Here is a 16468-nt window from a genome sequence, read left to right on the forward strand (position 1 = left end):
GAGCCCCGGCCTGCCGGGGGCCCGGAGACTGCTCATGTTCAGGGGCGCGGCACGTTGCGGAGGTTCGAGCGGGCCATCTGGACCATCTTGCCGACGCCCCCTTCCAGCACCATCCTGCTGGCCGAGAGCGCGAAGCCGGTCACCATCTCCGCCTTGATCTTCGGCGGGATGGACAGCGCGTTGGGGTCCGTGACGATGTCCAGGAGCGCGGGCCCCTTGTGGTGCAGTGCGGCGCGCAGCGCGGACCGCAGCCGCTTGGGCTTCTCCACCCGCTCGCCGTACACCCCGGCGGCGCGGGCGATCTGGGCGAAGTCGGGGTTGCGGTAGGCCGTGCCGTACGGGGGCAGGCCCGAGACCAGCATCTCCAGCTCGACCATGCTCAGCGCGGAGTTGTTGAAGAGGATCACCTTCACCGGCAGGTCGTACTGGACGAGGGTGAGGAAGTCGCCCATCAGCATGGTGAATCCGCCGTCGCCGGACATCGAGATCACCTGGCGGCGGCGGTCCATGAACTGGGCGCCGATCGCCTGCGGCAGCGCGTTGGCCATCGAACCGTGGGTGAAGGAGCCGATCACCCGGCGGCGGCCGTTGGGGGACAGATAGCGCGCGGCCCACACATTGCACATCCCGGTGTCCACGGTGAAGATCGCGTCGTCGGCGGCCTCCTCGTCCAGCACCGAGGCCACGTACTCCGGGTGGATCGGGATATGCCGGTCGACCCTGCGGGTGTACGCCTTGACCACGCCCTCCAGCGCGTCGGCGTGCTTCTTCAGCATGCGGTCGAGGAAGCGGCGGTCGGCCTTGGGGTGCACCTTCGGCGTCAGACAGCCCAGCGTCTCCCGGACATCGCCCCAGACGGCCAGGTCCAGCTTGGAGCGGCGGCCCAGGTGTTCGGCGCGTACGTCCACCTGCACGGTCCGCACATCGGCGGGCAGGAAGGCGCCATACGGGAAGTCGGTGCCCAGCAGGATCAGCAGATCGCACTCATGGGTGGCCTCGTAGGCCGCGCCGTAGCCGAGCAGACCGCTCATGCCGACGTCGTACGGGTTGTCGTACTGGATCCACTCCTTGCCGCGCAGGGCGTGCCCCACCGGCGCCTTCACCAGCTCGGCAAAGGCCATCACCTCATCGTGTGCCCCGGCGCAGCCCCTGCCGCAGAAGAGCGTCACCCGCTCCGCCCGGTTGACCATGGCGGCCAGCCGGTCGATCTCCGCGTCGCCCGGACGCACGGTGGGCCGGGAGGTCACCAGGGCGTGCTCCTCGGCACGCTCGGGCGCCGGACGGGCGGCGATATCACCGGGGAGGGCCACCACGCTGACCCCGCTGCGGCCGATCGCGTGCTGAACGGCGGTCTGCACGACGCGGGGCATCTGCTGGGGGTGGGAGATCAGCTCGCAGTAGTGGCTGCACTCCTGGAACAGCCGCTCGGGGTGGGTCTCCTGGAAGTAGCTGGTGCCGATCTCGCTGCTGGGGATGTGCGAGGCGAGGGCGAGGACCGGGGCCATGGAACGGTGGGCGTCGTAGAGCCCGTTGATCAGATGGACATGCCCGGGGCCGCAGGAGCCCGCGCAGGCGGCGAGGGACCCGGTGAGCTGCGCCTCCGCACCGGCGGCGAACGCGGCGGTCTCCTCGTGCCGCACCTGGATCCACTCGATCGCGGCGTTGCGGCGGATCGCGTCCACCACGGGGTTGAGGCTGTCGCCCACCACCCCGTACATCCGCCGCACCCCGGCGCGCACCAGGATGTCCACGTATTGCTCCGCCACGGTCTGCTTGGCCATCGCGCGCCCTCATCCTTTTCGTCCTGGTTGGATGGGGTGGGTGACGTTTGCCCGTCACCCACCTTTTGTCCATCAACCCATGGACGGCACGCTTACGCCTCCCAGACGGCGGCCGCCGTACGGTCGTCGGCGTATCCCTTCACCCCGGTCTGGGCATCGGCGAGGAACGCGGCGAGGCCCGGCGGCTCCGCCGTGCCCCAGCGTTCGGCCAAGCGGCCGGCGAGGGCCGCCTCGCCGCGCAGGGGGTCGGCGAGGCCCGCGCTGCACAGCAGAAGGGTGTCGCCCGGTCGGGCGACGGAGGCGCGGAAACGGAAGGGCCCGTGGGCGGGGGCGGGGTCGGGGTTCGGTTCCCGGCTCGGGTTGGGGTCGTGGGACGGCCGCTGGACGGGCGGGCGGCCGCCGTAGCCGAGGACGGGGCCGCCCACGGTGTCCCGCTCGCCCCCTTCGGGTTCCAGGTCCTGCCAGACGCCGTCACGCAACCGGAACAGCCCGCCGTCACCGACGCCGAAGAACACCCGGGTACGGCAGGCCGGATGCGCCGGGAGCAGCAGACAGCGCAACGACGCGGTGTGGTCGGCGGGCGCGAGTCCGCGTACGGTCGCGCCCGCGCGCAGCCGCCCGTAGGCACGGCCGGTGAGCCGATTCAGCCCGGAGCTGAGCGCGCCGCGATTGGCGGTGTGGATGTCCTCGGTCAGCCGGGGCTGATTGCTGCCGACCGCCCCGGCGATCCACTCGCACAGCTCGCGGGCCACCCGGTGCGCCCCCGGAACCGCCCGCTGCCCGGTCGCCACGGCGATCAGGATGAGGGCGCTGTCCCCGGTCCCGAACCGCACCGCGAGCAACGCGTCCCGCCGCGGCTCGCCCCGATAGCGTGCCGCGTCGCCGCGCACCGAGGCGGCCCGGAGCGTCAGCGTGCCGTAGCGGGCCCCCTCCAGCACGGTGTCGGGCACCAGATCCCGAAGATCCTCGGGATCGGCGACGGGCAGTGTGGTCGGCTCGGCCTCGTACGTGGGCGGCTCGTCCCCCACATACGAAGCCGCCGCGGCCCGCCAGGGCCGGGAGGGATCGGGGCCGGCGCCCCCGGTGAAACGAGGCGGAACGGGCGGCCCGGGGCTGCGGGATGGCGACGAGGACGGCGCCACCGAGCCCCCGGCGCGGCTGGGTGTATCACCGGGACCGGTACGGCCGGGCACGCTCTCCGGGCCGGTGCGGCCGGGGGCGCTCTCCGGGCCGGAACGTCCAGGCGCGCTCTCCGGGCCGGAGCGCCTGGGCCCACTCCCCGGCCCGGAGCGTCCAGGGGAGCCCTCCGAGCCCGTGCGCCCGGAGGCACCCCCGAAGCCGCTGCGCCCGGGGGCGCTGTCCGGGCCGGTGCGGCCAGGCACACTCCCGGGACCGGCGCGTCCAGGGTCACCTTCCGGGCCCGTGCGTCCGGAGGCACTCCCGGGGCCGGTGCGTCCGGGGGCACTCTCCGGGCCAGTACGCCCAGGGGAGCCCTCCGAGCCCGTGCGGCCAGGCATGCTCCCCGGGCCACTACGCCCAGGCGCACCCTCCGGACCGGTACTCCTGGGCGCACCCCCGGGGTCAGTGCGCCCAGGGGCGCTCTCCCAGCCGGAGCGTCCAGGGGAGCCCTCTGGGCCCGTGCGGCCGGGCGTGCTTCTCGGATCCGTGCGCTCGGGTGGGCTCTCCGGGCCAGTGCGCCTGGGCGCGTTCTCCGGGCCCAGGCGCCCCGGGGCGTTCCCAGGGCCGGAGCGTCCGGGAGCATCCCATGAACCCGCAGACCCAGGAGCGTCCCCTGACCCCGCTGACCCCGCTGAACCCGCTGAACCCGCTGAACCCGCGTCACGCTGTGCGGCACCGCCTCCCGTGCGGCCCTCCGCCGTGCCGGATCCAGCGTTGTCACGCTGGCGCCGGGAGGGCGGTGTGGCGCCGGAACCCGATATGCCACCCTGGGCGGCACCAGAGCCTCCGGTGCCGCCCTCTGCGGCATCGGCTCCCGTGCCGCCCTGCGAGGGCAGTGCGGCGCCGGGCCCCTCGCCGGCGGGAGATCGCCACCCCTGCGGGCCACCTTCCGCATCGGCGCCGGAGCCCGGGGCGCCACCGCCCGACTCCCCCGTCCGCGGGCCCCAGGGGGCGCCCGCGGCCGGTCTCTGGTTACCGGCGTCCCCGCCGCCGGCGAGCGTGCGGGAGGCCGAATCGAACCGGTCGTCCACGGAGTCCGAGGCCGACGCGGGCCCCGCGTCGGCACGCCGCGGGTCGTACAACTCGCCCCACCAGTCGTCCTCATGACGGCGTCGGTCGCCCTGCTGGCTCATCCCCACATTGTCCACAGGGAGGCTCTACGGGAACACCACGCGATGACCGGCACGAGGCCCGCCCAAGATCGCTCAGGCCAACCCGAGCGCGCCAGGCGTTGGGCTCCAGGCGCCAGGCCCCGCAGGCCGCCCCTGAGCCCAGGGGGCGAGCGCCGGACGACGAGCCACCCGTGCCACGACGCATTCCCTGTTCCCCGGGAGCCGAGTACGGGGCAGCCGGGGGCGGGCCGGGGCCAAGGCCGGGCCAGGCACGGGGCCGGGGCCAAGGCCAGGCACGGAGCCCGAGCCGAGACCGGGGCCGGACCGTAGGCGGCGATGTGGCCCAGACAGCCCCGCGGCGTCAGCCGCGGTATGTCTCCAGTAGCCGGAGCCATACCTCGCTGATGGTGGGGAACGACGGGACCGCGTGCCACAGGCGTTCGACGGGGACCTCGCCCGCCACCGCGACCGTCGCCGAGTGGAGCAGTTCGCTGACCCCCGGGCCCACGAAGGTGACGCCGATCGGATGGCCGCGGTCCAGGTCGACGACCATGCGGGCCCGGCCGCGGTAGCCGTCCGCGTACAGGACGGCGCCCTCGACGTGGCCCATGTCGTAGTCGACGACGCGGATGTTGCGGCCCTCGGCCTCGGCCTGCTCCGCGGTCAGCCCGACCGCGGCGACCTCCGGGTCGGTGAAGACGACCTGCGGTACGGCCGCCTCGTCCGCGGTGGTCGCGTATTCGCCCCAGCGGCCGGTGTCCAGCCGCTCGGCGCCCCGCGCGCGTGCGCCGATCGCCGCGCCCGCGATCCGAGCCTGGTATTTGCCCTGGTGGGTGAGGAGCACCTTGTGGTTGACGTCGCCCGCCGCGTACAGCCAGCCGTCCGATACGTCCCGCACCCGGCAGGTCTCGTCGACCGTCAGCCAGCCCCCCGGTTCGAGCCCCACCGTCTCCAGGCCCAGCTCCGCGGTGTGCGGGGCGCGCCCGGTGGCGAAGAGCACCTCGTCCGCCTCGAGCCGTTCCCCGCTCTCGAGGGTCACCGTGACCGGGCCCTCGGCTCCGCCCGGCCGGGCGAGGCCCTTCACCGATGTACCGGTACGGATCTCGACCCCCGCCTCCTTCAGCGTCTCGGCCACCAGCTCGCCCGCGAACGGCTCGATCCGGCCCAGCAGCCCGGAGCCCCGCACCAGCACGGTGACGCGCGAGCCGAGTCCGTTCCAGGCCGTGGCCATCTCGGAGGCCACCACACCGCCGCCGATGATGATCAGCCTCTTCGGCACCGTGCCGGAGCTGGTGGCCTCCCGGCTGGTCCACGGGCGGGCCTCGGCGATCCCGGGCAGATCGGGCAGCGCGGCGCGGGTTCCGGTGCACACGGCCACCGCGTGCCGGGCGGTGAGGATCCGCTCCTCGCCACCGGATGCGTCCGCCCCGTCCGGTCCGACCGCAGGCGTCACCGCGACCCGCCGCGGCCCGACCAGCCGCCCATGGCCGCGCACCAGGTCGATCCCGGCCGACTCCAGCCAGGAGATCTGGCCGTCGTCCTTCCAGTCGCCGACCTCCTCGTCGCGGTGGGCGAGGACATCGGCCGCCGCCAGCGGCCCGCCGACCGCCTGCCGCAGCCCCGGCACGTGGCGTGCCTCGGCCCGCGCGAGCACCGGCCGCAGCAGTGCCTTACTGGGGACACAGGCCCAGTACGAGCATTCACCGCCGACCAGCTCACGCTCCACGATCACCGTGGAGAGCCCGGCGGCCCGGGTCCGATCGGCCAGATTCTCGCCGACCGGGCCCGCGCCCAGCACGACGACGTCGTACTCGTCCGTGGCCTGGTTCATCGCAACCCGCTCTCTCGCTCCGTGTCCATCACCGTCTCAGGGTCATCGTGGCGTCGAGTTACCGCGCGCAGCCACCCCAATCGGCGTTTCGGCCGACCGCTCCCGGCGCGGGCGGTGCCGGTTCCGTCGTCTCATGCGCACGGGGCACGGCAGCGCGAGAGTGAACACATGACTGTTTTCACGGAACCCGAGACCGGATATCTCGGATCGCAGCGGATCGGCCGGCTGGCCACCGTGGACGAGCACGGCCAGCCGCAGGCCAACCCGGTGGCGTTCTTCCTCAACGAGGACGGCACGGTCGACATCGGCGGCTTCGCCATGGGCAGGACGAAGAAGTGGCGCAACACGGAGACGAATCCGAAGGTGGCGCTGGTCGTGGACAGCCTGGTGAGCGAGCAGCCGTGGCTGGTGTGCGGGGTGGAGATCCGCGGGGAGGCGGAGCGGCGCACGGGGCCGCATACCCTGGGCGCCCATTTGAGCCAGGAGGTCATCCGGATCCATCCGCGCTGGGTGTACAGCTGGGGCCTGGAGGACGTCCCCCGTGCCATGAGCCGGACCGTGGACTGACCAGCACCGATGAACCGACGAGCCGATGCCCGGAACAGGCGGGAGGGGGGGACAGGCCGGACGGGGCAGGCCGGACGGCCGCCCCGAAGGCGGGAGTTCAGTCCGCGAACGCGGCCACGTACGACGCCACGCACCGCCCCGGTGTGGTCAGCGATGTAATGACATGGCCGTCCACGGTCATCGGCGGGTCGAGCGGCACCCGGAGCAGTCGCTCGGAATGGGCCCCGGTGAGCTGCTCGGCCGGTATCAGCGTCCAGCCCCCGGGGTCCCGGCCCACCTCGAACAGCACATTGAGCAGATCCCCGGCGGGCGGCCGCACCGGAGCCACGGGCAGGACGGCGAGGATCGCGTCGTGCAGCGGCGGGTCACTGTCACGGGCGGGGAGCCGCAGCCCGCGCGGGTCGAGGTCGTCCAGGCCGACCGCGGGCTTCCCGGCGGCGTGGTGGGTGCGCGCGACCACCGCGTGCAGCGGCTCGGACCACGCGCGCGCCACGGTCACGGCCGCGGCTGTCACCGCGCCCCGTACCAGCGCCAGGTCCAGCACGCCGTCGCGGACGGCGTCGAGGCGCGCGGTCACCGGCAGGTCGATCAGCTCCGGCTCGGCGGGGCGTTCGCTGTCGCGCAGGCGGTCCAGCGCCCGGTCGAGCCGTTGGGTGACGCAGGACGCCACTCCGATCCGCAGAGCGGCCGCGGGTTCTCCGGCGACCACCCGTACCCGGGCCGCCGCGGCGAGGGTCTCACGGGCCGCGGTGAGCACCCGTTCACCGGCCGGGGTGAGCCGTACCCGACGTGAGGTGCGTTCGAGCAGGACCACGCCGAGCTCGCGCTCGAGCCGGGAGATCTGCTGGCTCACCGCCGGCTGCACGATACGCAGCCGCTGCGCCGCGCGCCCGAAGTGCAGCTCCTCGGCGACGGTCACGAAATAGTGCAGCGCTCTCAGTTCCATCTCTCAGATCTATCACGCGATGTGATCGGTGCTGAGCGTATGTGGTCATTGTTCGCCCAGGTCAGCCCGGCTGTGATGAGTACAGGCCCGCCGAAGCGGCCTTGCCCCGCCGCCGCCCCGGCGCGGGGAAGGACGCGGGAAGACCGCGGGGACATCCGAACGGAGAGCAGAAGTGACCACGACAACCCTCGGCATCATCGGCACCGGCATGGTCGGCGCCGGGGTCGCCCGTCGCGCCGTCGACGCCGGTCTGAACGTCGTCCTGAGCAGCTCACGCGGCCCGGAAACACTGGCCGATCTCGTCGCCGGGCTCGGCGGACGGGCGCGCGCGGCCACCCCGGCGGAAGCGGCGAGCGCCGGTGACCTGGTCATCGCGTCCGTGCCGCTGGCCACCCACGAGCGGCTGCCCCGGGCGGAGCTCGCCGGAAAGACCGTGATCGACCCGATGAACTACGCGCCGAATCCCGACTGGAGCGTCCCGGAGCTCGACAGCGACGAGCTGACCTCCAGCGAACTGGTGCAGCGGCATCTCGTCGGCGCCCGGGTGGTGAAGGCACTGCACTCCATCGGGCCCAAGCACCTGCTGGACCTGCACCGCCCGGCCGGAGCCCCCGACCGCACCGCGCTGCCGCTGTCCGGCGACGACCCGGACGCCAAGAAGGAGGTGGTCGACCTCCTGGACGTGCTGGGCTTCGACGCGGTGGACCTCGGCCCGCTGGCCGACAGCTGGCTCAGTGAGCCCAACACACCGCTGTACGCCTTCCCGTACGTGGGCCGGCCGCCGTCCGGCCTGGCCCCGAAGGACTTGGTGGCCTGGGTCCAGCAGGCGCCCGGCGTGCCCGTATCCGCCGCCCGGGTCAGGGAGCTCGCCGCCGCCACGGTGCGCGGACCTGCGGGCTTCCGGATGTAGCGGCCGGGCCTGCGCCCGCCGCGACCCGGCCACCCGATCGGCGGCCGGGTTCCAGCGGGCGTCGAAGGCTCTGCCGCGTACCACTACGGCTTGCGCATCGGCCCGCGCTTGCGCTCCATCATGTGGCGGCCGAGCGCCTGCCGCTGTTTCCAGTCCCGCCGCATCTCGGCGCGCAGCCGAGCGTCCGTACGGGCCGCGAGCCGCTCGTTCTCGCGCAGCAGTTTGCGGTAGCTCTCCAGCCGCCGCTCCGGGAGCGAGCCGTCGTCGATCGCGGCGAGCACCGCGCACCCCGGTTCGGCCCGGTGTGCGCAGTCGGGGAAGCGGCAGCGTTCGGCGAGCTCCTCGATCTCGGCGAACGCCTGGGCGACACCGCCCTCCGCGTCCCACAGCCCCACCCCGCGCAGCCCCGGGGTGTCGATCAGCACCCCGCCCGTGGGCAGGGGCAGCAGATCGCGGGTGGTCGTGGTGTGCCGTCCCTTGCCGTCGCTGTCGCGGATCGCGTGTACGTCCTGGACGGCCCGGCCCACCAGCGCGTTCGCCAGCGTGGACTTGCCCGCGCCGGACTGGCCGAGCAGCACCGAGGTGCCGGAGGCGAGCAGGGCGCGGAGCTCGTCCAGGCCCTCCCCCGTCGCGGAGCTGACCGGCAGCACCCGCACACCGGGCGCCGCCGTCCCGGTGTCGGACACCAGATGGGCCAGGGCGGCCGGATCGGGCACCAGATCGGCCTTGGTGAGGACGAGCAGCGGCTGGGCGCCGCTCTCCCAGGCCAGTGCGGTGAACCGCTCCACCCGGCCCAGGTCGAGCTCGGCGGCGAGGGACACGGCGATGACGGCGTGGTCGGCGTTGGCCGCCAGCACCTGGCCGTCCGAGCGCTTGGACGAGGTGGACCGTACGAGGGCGGTACGGCGCGGCAGCAGCGTACGGACGTAGGCCGGATCGCCCTCGGCGTCCACGGCGGCCCAGTCGCCGGTGCACACGATCCGCATCGGATCGCGCGGCGTCACCAGCTCGGTGTCGGCCCGTACCGTGCCGCTCGGCGTGACGACGTCGCACAGGCCACGGTCCACGCGGACCACCCGGCCGGGCACCAGGCCCTGTACGGCGTACGGGGCGAACGCGTCCGCCCAGCCGTCGTCCCAGCCATAGGCGGTGAGGGTGTGCGGAGACCCGGAGTCAGGAGAGTCGGAGGACTCGGTGGAAGTGTTGAACACGGAGGAAACCCTTCGAGGGGCGGCCTCCGAAGAGGTGTCAGCCGGAGGCCGCGGGGATGGAAATGAGGAACTCCTGAACGCGAGCGGCGCTCGCCACCGTGACCGTCATCAATGTCCTCACCTCCTGCTTTCCTCAACGCGTAGCAACACGGGCCGACACGGAACGGGGAAACCGTAGCCCATCCCCGTCCGAGACGCCATCCATTTTCTTTCGCCGAAAACGAAGGGCCGCAATCAACGCCCTTGTGACCAGCGGAACATGACCCCGAGCGGCGGCTACCGAACATGCTTGCGCGGCTGTCGGACGCTGAGGCACCTTCGCGACAGTTGATCTTTATTTTCACGATGCGATAAATGGGTCAGGTCACCAGGTCACGGGGGAGTGTACCTAGTTGTCCACAGTCGCCGATTCGCCATGGCAGCACGCTGTCCATGATTCGATAGCGGTCATCGGTTTCTCTTGTCGTTTACCGAGGGCTGCGACGCCCGGGGAATTCTGGCGTCTGCTCAGCGACGGCGAGGACGCCATCACTTCCGTACCGGAAGATCGATGGACTCCGCGTAAATCCGGCGGCCGGTCAGGGTCCGGAGCCGAAGCGGGGATGGAATTCGGCGCCTTCCTGGACCGGGTCGACCACTTCGACGCCGACTTCTTCGGCATATCGCCGCGCGAGGCCGGCGCCATGGACCCCCAGCAGCGGCTGATGCTCGAACTGGGCTGGGAAACCCTGGAGGACGCGGGCCTCACACCGGCCCGGATCGCACGCGGGCGTACGGGGATGTTCGTCGGCGCCATCAACGACGACTACGCCACTTTGCTGCGGCGGCACGGCGACTCCGCGGTCACCCACCACACCCTGACCGGTCTCCAGCGCGGCATGATCGCCAACCGGCTCTCGCGTCTGCTGGGCGCCCGCGGCCCCAGCATGGTGGTGGACTCGGGCCAGTCGTCCTCGCTGGTCGCGGTGCACACGGCCGCCCAGAGCCTGCGCAACGGCGAATGCGACACCGCGCTCGCCGGCGGTGTCCACCTCAACCTCGCGTACGACGGCGCGCTCAGCGCCGCACGCTTCGGCGGGCTCTCGCCCGACGGCAGGTGCTTCGCCTTCGACGCCCGGGCCAACGGCTTCGTCCAGGGCGAGGGCGGCGGTCTCGTACTGCTCAAACCCCTCGCCCGCGCGCTCGCCGACGGCGACCGGATCCATGGGGTGCTGCGCGGCGGCGCGGTCAACAACGACGGCGGCGGGGACACCCTCACCACCCCCAGCCGGACCGCCCAGGCGGAGGTGCTCCGCCAGGCGTACGCGGCGGCCGGGGTCGGCCCCGACGAGGTGCAGTACGTCGAACTGCACGGCACCGGCACGGCCGTCGGCGACCCCATCGAGGCGGCGGCGCTGGCCGAGGTGATCGGCACCGCGCGTACGAAGGACCGTCCGCTGCTGGTGGGGTCCGCCAAGACGAACGTGGGCCATCTGGAAGGGGCCGCCGGGATCACCGGCCTGATCAAGGTCCTGCTCTCCCTCGAGGCGGCGCACCTCCCGCCCAGCCTCAACTTCCGCTCCCCCAACCCCGCGATTCCGCTGGAGGAGTGGAATCTGCGGGTGCGGACCGGGCTCTCGGCGTGGCCGCGTCCGGATGCGCCGCTGATCGCCGGGGTGTCGTCCTTCGGCGTGGGCGGGACCAACGCCCATGTGGTCGTGGAGCAGGCGCCGGTGGCGCGGCCCGCGAAGGGCGCTGTCGATGTGCCCCAGGGCGTGGGCCGGGACATGGGCCGGGACGTCGGCCGGGACGTGGCCGAAGGCGTTGCGGTCGCGGGTGCGCGTGGCGATGAGGTGCGGGTACCGCTGCCGTGGGTGGTCTCGGGCCGGTCCGCGGCCGGGGTGCGGGCGCAGGCGGCGCGGTTGCGGGAGTTCGCGGCGGACGGTCAGAGCTCCCCGGCCGACATCGGATGGTCGCTCGCCGAGCACCGGACGGCCCTGGAGCACCGCGCCGTGGTGGTCGCCGGGGACCGCCGTGGCGAACCGGCCACCGGTGTGGTGCGGGGCGTGTCCGCCGACCGGTCGGGGCCGGTGTTCGTCTTCCCCGGACAGGGCTCGCAGTGGGCCGGGATGGCGGCCGAACTCCTCGATGCCTCACCGGTGTTCGCCGAGTCCTTCACCGCCTGCGCCGATGCGCTGGACCCGTATGTCGAGTGGTCGCCGCTCGATGTGGTGCGCGGACGTCCGGGCGCGCCGTCGCTGGACCGGGTCGATGTGGTGCAGCCGGTGCTCTGGGCGGTCATGGTGTCCCTGGCCCGGGTGTGGCGGTCCCATGGGGTCGAACCCGCCGCCGTGGTGGGGCATTCGCAGGGCGAACTGGCGGCGGCGTGTGTCGCGGGGGTGCTCTCGCTGGAGGACGCCGCCCGTCTCGTCGCCCTGCGCAGCCGCCTCATCGGCAGCGAACTGGCCGGGCGGGGCGGCATGGTCTCGCTGCCCCGGCCGGTGGACGAGGCCGAGAGCCTGGTGGCGCCCTGGGGCGAGCGGATCTGCGTGGCCACCGTGAACGGGCCCGCCTCGACCGTGGTCGCCGGGGACGCGGCGGCGCTGGACGAGCTGATGGCCGCGTGTGAACGGGACGGCGTACGGGCGCGCCGGGTCCCGGTGGACTACGCCTCGCACACTCCGCAGGTCGAACGGATCCGTACACGGCTGCTCGAGCTGGCCGCGCCCATCGCGCCCCGCCCCGGCGGGCTGCCGATGTACTCGACGGTGACCGGCGCCCTCCTCGACGGCGCGAGCGCGGACGCCGAGTACTGGTACCGGAACCTCCGCGAGACCATGCGGTTCGAGCAGGCGACACGCGCCCTGGCCGACGCCGGGCACACGGTGTTCATCGAGGTGAGCCCGCACCCCGTGCTGATCCCGGGGATCGAGCAGACGGTCGAGCGGACACCGCGGAACACCTCGTCGGCCCGCGACGCCGTCGCGGTGGGCACGCTGCGCCGGGACGAGGGTGGCCGGGAGCGGCTGCTCACCGCGCTGGCCGAACTGTTCGTGGCCGGGGGCGCGGTGGAGTGGTCGACCGCGTTGGAGGGCGGGCGGCCGGTGGATCTGCCGACGTACGCCTTCCGCGCGCGGCGCTACTGGCTGGACGCGCCCGAGCACACCGGGGACGCGGGCGGCGCGGGGCTCACGGCGGTGGACCATCCGCTGCTCGCGGGGGCGGTGGCCCCGGCCGGAGGCGACACGGTGCTGTTCACGGCGCGGCTTTCGCAGACCACTCACCGCTGGCTCGCCGACCATACGGTGCTGGGCGGTGTGGTGCTGCCCGGCAGTGTGTTCCTCGACTGGGCGCTGTACGCGGGCCGTGCCGTCGGCTGCCGGTATCTGCCCGAACTCACCCTCCAGGAGCCGCTGTTCCTGTCCGCCACCGACGCGGCGCAGCTCCAGATCCAGGTGGGCGGGCCCGATGCGGAGGGCCGCCGGGAGCTCACCGCGCACTCCCGCCCCGAGTCGGCGGCCGGGGACACGGCGACGGGCTGGACCTGCCATGTGCGGGCCCTCGTGGCACCGGATCCGGTGGGCTCGGACGGCGGCCCGGCGGGTGTCCCGGTGAGTGGCGAGCACGGCTCCGGCGCGGCCGCGTTCGCGGAGCTGGCGGCCGCCTGGCCGCCGCCCGGTGCCCGCGCGGTCGACCTGACGGGCCACTACGACCGGCTGGCGGCCGACGGCTTCGACTACGGCCCGGCCTTCCGCGGGCTGCGGTCGGCCTGGCGACGCGACGGGCACGTCTTCGCGGAAGTGGCCCTGGACGAGCGGGCCGAAGGGACCGGTAGCGGCCCGGTGGACGGCTTCGCGCTGCACCCCGCGCTGCTCGACGCCGCCCTGCACGCGATCGGCCTCGGCGGGTTCTTCGACCCGGCGGAGTCGGCGGGCGGGCGGATCCGGATGCCGTTCTCCTGGAGTGGGGTCCGGCTGCACTCCACCCCGGGCGCTATCCCGGGAGCCGCCCCGGGCGCCACTCCATCCGCCACCTCGCCCGCCACCGTGCGGGTGCGGCTGTCCGCCGTCGGCCCGGATGCCATCGGCGTCCATCTCGCGGGCGTTGACGGCCAACCGCTCGCGCATATCGAAGAGTTGACGCTGCGGGCGGTGTCCGTGGACCGGCTTCAGACGGCCGCGGAGGAGCGTGTGGCCCGCCCCGTACGGCGCGAGCGGCCGCGCCCCCGGCCGCAGGACACCGCCGCCGCCCAACGCGTCCTGGACGCCGCGCCCATGGAGCGGGGGCGGCTGCTGGCGGACCTCGTCCGGGAGCAGTTGCGCGCGGTGCTCCACCATGAGGCGGGCGCGGACCTCGGCCCGGACACCGAGTTCCTGGCGCTCGGCATGGACTCGGTGCGCGGGATCGATCTGCGCGACCGGCTCATCACGCTGCTCGGGCTGCGGCTGTCGGCCACGGCGACCTTCGAACACTCGACGGTGGACCGGCTCGCCGGGCATCTGGCCACCCTGGTGGACAGCCGGGCCGCCACCCGGCCGAGCGCCCCCGTGGCGGAGGACACCGCGCCCCCGGAGCGAGCCGCGCCGGAGCGGTCCGCCCCGGGGACCTCCCCGGATAAGGCCCCGGACACCGCGTCCGACGCCTCCGCGCCCCCGTCCGCGGTCGAGCTGGAGCTGGCGAAGGCCACCGCGGCCCCGGCGTCGGACCCCTACGACAGCCTCACCACCCTCTACCACCAGGCGTACGCCAGCGGCCGGGCCCAGTCGGTGGGCATGGCGCTCATCCAGGCCGCGGGCCGGCTCCGGCCGTCCTTCACCGCCGAGGACGCCGCCGGGCACGTCCTCCCGCCGGTGAAGATGGCCGGTGGCGACGGAACCCGGGCGACGCTGGTGTGTCTGCCCGCCATCACCGCCACCGCCGGGCCGATCCAGTACGGGATGATGGCGCAGATGTTCGAGGGCAGGCGGGATGTCCTCTCGCTGGTCAACCCCGGTTATCTCGAAGGCGAGTTGGTGGCCGGCAGCTTCGACGCCCTGATCGAGCTGCACCTCCACCAGCTGCGCGCGGCCATCGGCACCGAGCGCTATGTCCTGGTCGGCCACTCCATGGGCGGGCTGCTCGCCTACGCCCTGGCGGAGCGCGCCGAGCGGGCGGGGCTGCCGCCCGGCGCGGTCGTGCTGCTCGACACCTTCGAGGCCGCCCACCAGTTCTCCGAGAAGACCCATATCGCGCTGAACGAGGGCCTGGACTCCCGGGAGCAGCTGTTGGGCGACTTCGCGCTGACCGGCGCGAAGCTCTCGGCGAGCGGGCGCTACAACGCGCTGCTGATGGAGGAGTGCGTGCTGCGGCCCGTCGAGAGCCCGACGTTCTTCCTGAGCGCGGCCGAACCCATGCCCCACCAGGACGAGGGGTTCGAGGGCGACGCGTGGCGCGCGTCCTGGCCCTTCCCGCACACCGCGAAGGCCACCCCGGGAGACCACTTCACGATCATGGAGCACCACCTCCCCCGGACCACCGAGGCCATCGAGGACTGGCTAGCCGAACGGGGTCTGTGACCGACCGCGTCTGCGGCGGGCTGTTCCCCTCCCCGCCCCTTCCCACAACTGGGGCTCCGCCCCAGACCCGGGGGTCCAGGGGCGAAGCCCCTGCCACGCGGCGGAGCCGCATATAGGTGCTGCGGGGAGGGGCGGGGAGGGGAACAGCCCGCCGGACACCCCGTAAACCCGACGACGAAGGGACCTATGCCGTGACCCTGCCCGCCTTCGAAAGACTCGTCCCGCCCGGTACGGACATCGTCGCCGACCCGTACCAGCTCTACGCCCTGCTGCGGGAACAGGGCCCCGTGCACCGGGTGCCCAGCCACGGCGCGGACGACGTCTGGCTGATCGTCGGCCATGAGGAGGCCCGCGCCGCGCTGGCCGACCCCCGGCTGAGCAATGACATCCGCCACTCCTCGTCCTGGAAGGACGACGGGGGCAATGCCATCGGCCTGAACATGCTCCAGACCGATCCGCCGGACCACACCCGGCTGCGGAAGCTGGTGGCGCGCGAGTTCACCGCCCGCCGCATCGAGGCGCTGCGGCCGCGCATCCGGCAGATCGCGGATGAGCTGCTGGACGCCATGCTGCCGCTCGGCCGGGCCGATCTCGTGGAGTCGTTCGCGATGCCGCTGCCGATGGCGGTGATCTGCGAACTGCTCGGCGTTCCGGCGGCCGACCGGGCCGACTTCCGCGGCTGGTCCAGCGAGATCGTCTTCCCCAGTGGCCCGGCGGCCGCGGGCGCCGCCGTGGCGGCCATGACCGGCTATCCGGCCCGGCTCATCGAGGCCAAGCGGGAGGCGGAGGGCGACGATCTGCTGTCCGCCCTGGTGCGCACCATGGACGAGGACGGCGACCGGCTCTCGTCCGAGGAGATGCTCGGCATGGCCTTCCTGCTGCTGGTCGCCGGGCATGAGACAACCGTCAACCTGCTCTCCAACGGCACCTGTGCGCTGCTGCGCGCCCCCGGGCAGCTGGCCGCGCTCCGGGCCGACCACACGCTGCTGGACGGCGCCGTCGAGGAGATGCTGCGCTACGACGGCCCGTCGCAGTCCACGGCGCACCGCTTCACCACCGAACCCGTGGAGATCGCGGGCACCAAGATCCCCGCCGGTGAGCCCGTGCTGGTGCTGCTCGGCTCGGCCAACCGCGACCCGAAGCGCTTCACCGACCCCGACCGCTTCGACATCCACCGGGACGCCCGGGGCCACCTGGGCTTCAGCCACGGTGTCCATCACTGTCTGGGCGCGCCGCTGGCCCGGCTGGAGGCCACCATCGCGCTGCGGGCCCTGCTCGAGCGGTGCCCGGACCTGGCCCTGGACACCGATCCGGACACCCTGGTCTGGCGCCCCAGCATGATGCGCGGCCTGCTGCGGCTGCCGGTGCGGTTCACCCCGGCGGGGTAGGGCGCGTCA

8 protein-coding genes and 1 pseudogene are annotated in these 16468 nt (G+C 73.5%); 4 read left to right on the forward strand and 5 right to left on the reverse strand.

All coding sequences use genetic code 11. The annotated features are described in order from the left end of the window. Positions 1–38: 38 nt before the first annotated feature. The 3 genes from NQU54_RS26305 to NQU54_RS26315 form a co-directional block, all read right to left on the reverse strand. A complete protein-coding gene (locus NQU54_RS26305; protein ID WP_257633278.1) occupies positions 39–1781 on the reverse strand; it encodes a pyruvate dehydrogenase in 1743 nt (580 codons plus the stop codon). Positions 1782–1873: 92 nt separating this feature from the next. Continuing rightward, complete coding sequence (locus NQU54_RS26310) at positions 1874–2809, reverse strand: protein phosphatase 2C domain-containing protein (RefSeq protein ID WP_257633279.1); 936 nt, start codon at positions 2807–2809, stop codon at positions 1874–1876. 1624 nt (positions 2810–4433) lie between these two features. Further along, positions 4434–5903 carry a dihydrolipoyl dehydrogenase family protein gene (locus NQU54_RS26315; protein WP_257633280.1) on the reverse strand — a complete coding sequence of 490 codons (1470 nt, stop codon included), beginning with the start codon at positions 5901–5903 and terminating at the stop codon, positions 4434–4436. A 168-nt stretch (positions 5904–6071) separates the two neighbouring features. Here NQU54_RS26315 and NQU54_RS26320 point away from each other — a divergent pair, with 168 nt between their 5' ends. Further along, on the forward strand, positions 6072–6470 hold the full coding sequence (locus tag NQU54_RS26320) for a PPOX class F420-dependent oxidoreductase (RefSeq protein WP_069867115.1): 399 nt from the start codon (positions 6072–6074) through the stop codon (positions 6468–6470). A gap of 97 nt (positions 6471–6567) precedes the next feature. On the opposite strand, the gene NQU54_RS26325 is transcribed toward NQU54_RS26320, so the two are convergent. Then, the gene (locus NQU54_RS26325) at positions 6568–7416 is read right to left on the reverse strand and encodes a LysR family transcriptional regulator (protein ID WP_306279080.1); all 849 of its coding nucleotides are present in this window, start codon (positions 7414–7416) and stop codon (positions 6568–6570) included. A gap of 166 nt (positions 7417–7582) precedes the next feature. Here NQU54_RS26325 and NQU54_RS26335 point away from each other — a divergent pair. After that, a pseudogene (locus NQU54_RS26335) lies at positions 7583–8326 on the forward strand (NADPH-dependent F420 reductase); the annotation flags it as partial. Between the two features lie 83 nt (positions 8327–8409). Here the strand turns inward: NQU54_RS26335 and rsgA are convergent. Next, positions 8410–9537 carry a ribosome small subunit-dependent GTPase A gene (rsgA, locus tag NQU54_RS26340; RefSeq protein WP_257633281.1) on the reverse strand — a complete coding sequence of 376 codons (1128 nt, stop codon included), beginning with the start codon at positions 9535–9537 and terminating at the stop codon, positions 8410–8412. A gap of 392 nt (positions 9538–9929) precedes the next feature. Here rsgA and NQU54_RS26345 point away from each other — a divergent pair, with 392 nt between their 5' ends. Together NQU54_RS26345 and NQU54_RS26350 are read left to right on the forward strand one after the other, a co-directional pair. Next, complete coding sequence (locus NQU54_RS26345) at positions 9930–15071, forward strand: type I polyketide synthase (protein WP_257633282.1); 5142 nt, start codon at positions 9930–9932, stop codon at positions 15069–15071. Between the two features lie 197 nt (positions 15072–15268). Then, positions 15269–16459, forward strand: a complete 1191-nt coding sequence (locus tag NQU54_RS26350) for a cytochrome P450 family protein (RefSeq protein WP_306279091.1) — start codon at positions 15269–15271, stop codon at positions 16457–16459. The last annotated feature ends 9 nt before the right edge of the window (positions 16460–16468 follow it).

Origin of the sequence: Streptomyces malaysiensis subsp. samsunensis (assembly GCF_024519315.1) — a bacterium.
Lineage (GTDB): Bacteria > Actinomycetota > Actinomycetes > Streptomycetales > Streptomycetaceae > Streptomyces > Streptomyces malaysiensis.

What these genes read in the sequence shown, in the direction of transcription:
- NQU54_RS26305 (WP_257633278.1), bottom strand. Translation starts at nt 1,781, where the DNA reads ATGGCCAAGCAGACCGTGGCGGAGCAATACGTGGACATCCTGGTGCGC.
- NQU54_RS26315 (WP_257633280.1), bottom strand. Translation starts at nt 5,903, where the DNA reads ATGAACCAGGCCACGGACGAGTACGACGTCGTCGTGCTGGGCGCGGGC.
- NQU54_RS26320 (WP_069867115.1), top strand. Translation starts at nt 6,072, where the DNA reads ATGACTGTTTTCACGGAACCCGAGACCGGATATCTCGGATCGCAGCGG.
- NQU54_RS26325 (WP_306279080.1), bottom strand. Translation starts at nt 7,416, where the DNA reads ATGGAACTGAGAGCGCTGCACTATTTCGTGACCGTCGCCGAGGAGCTG.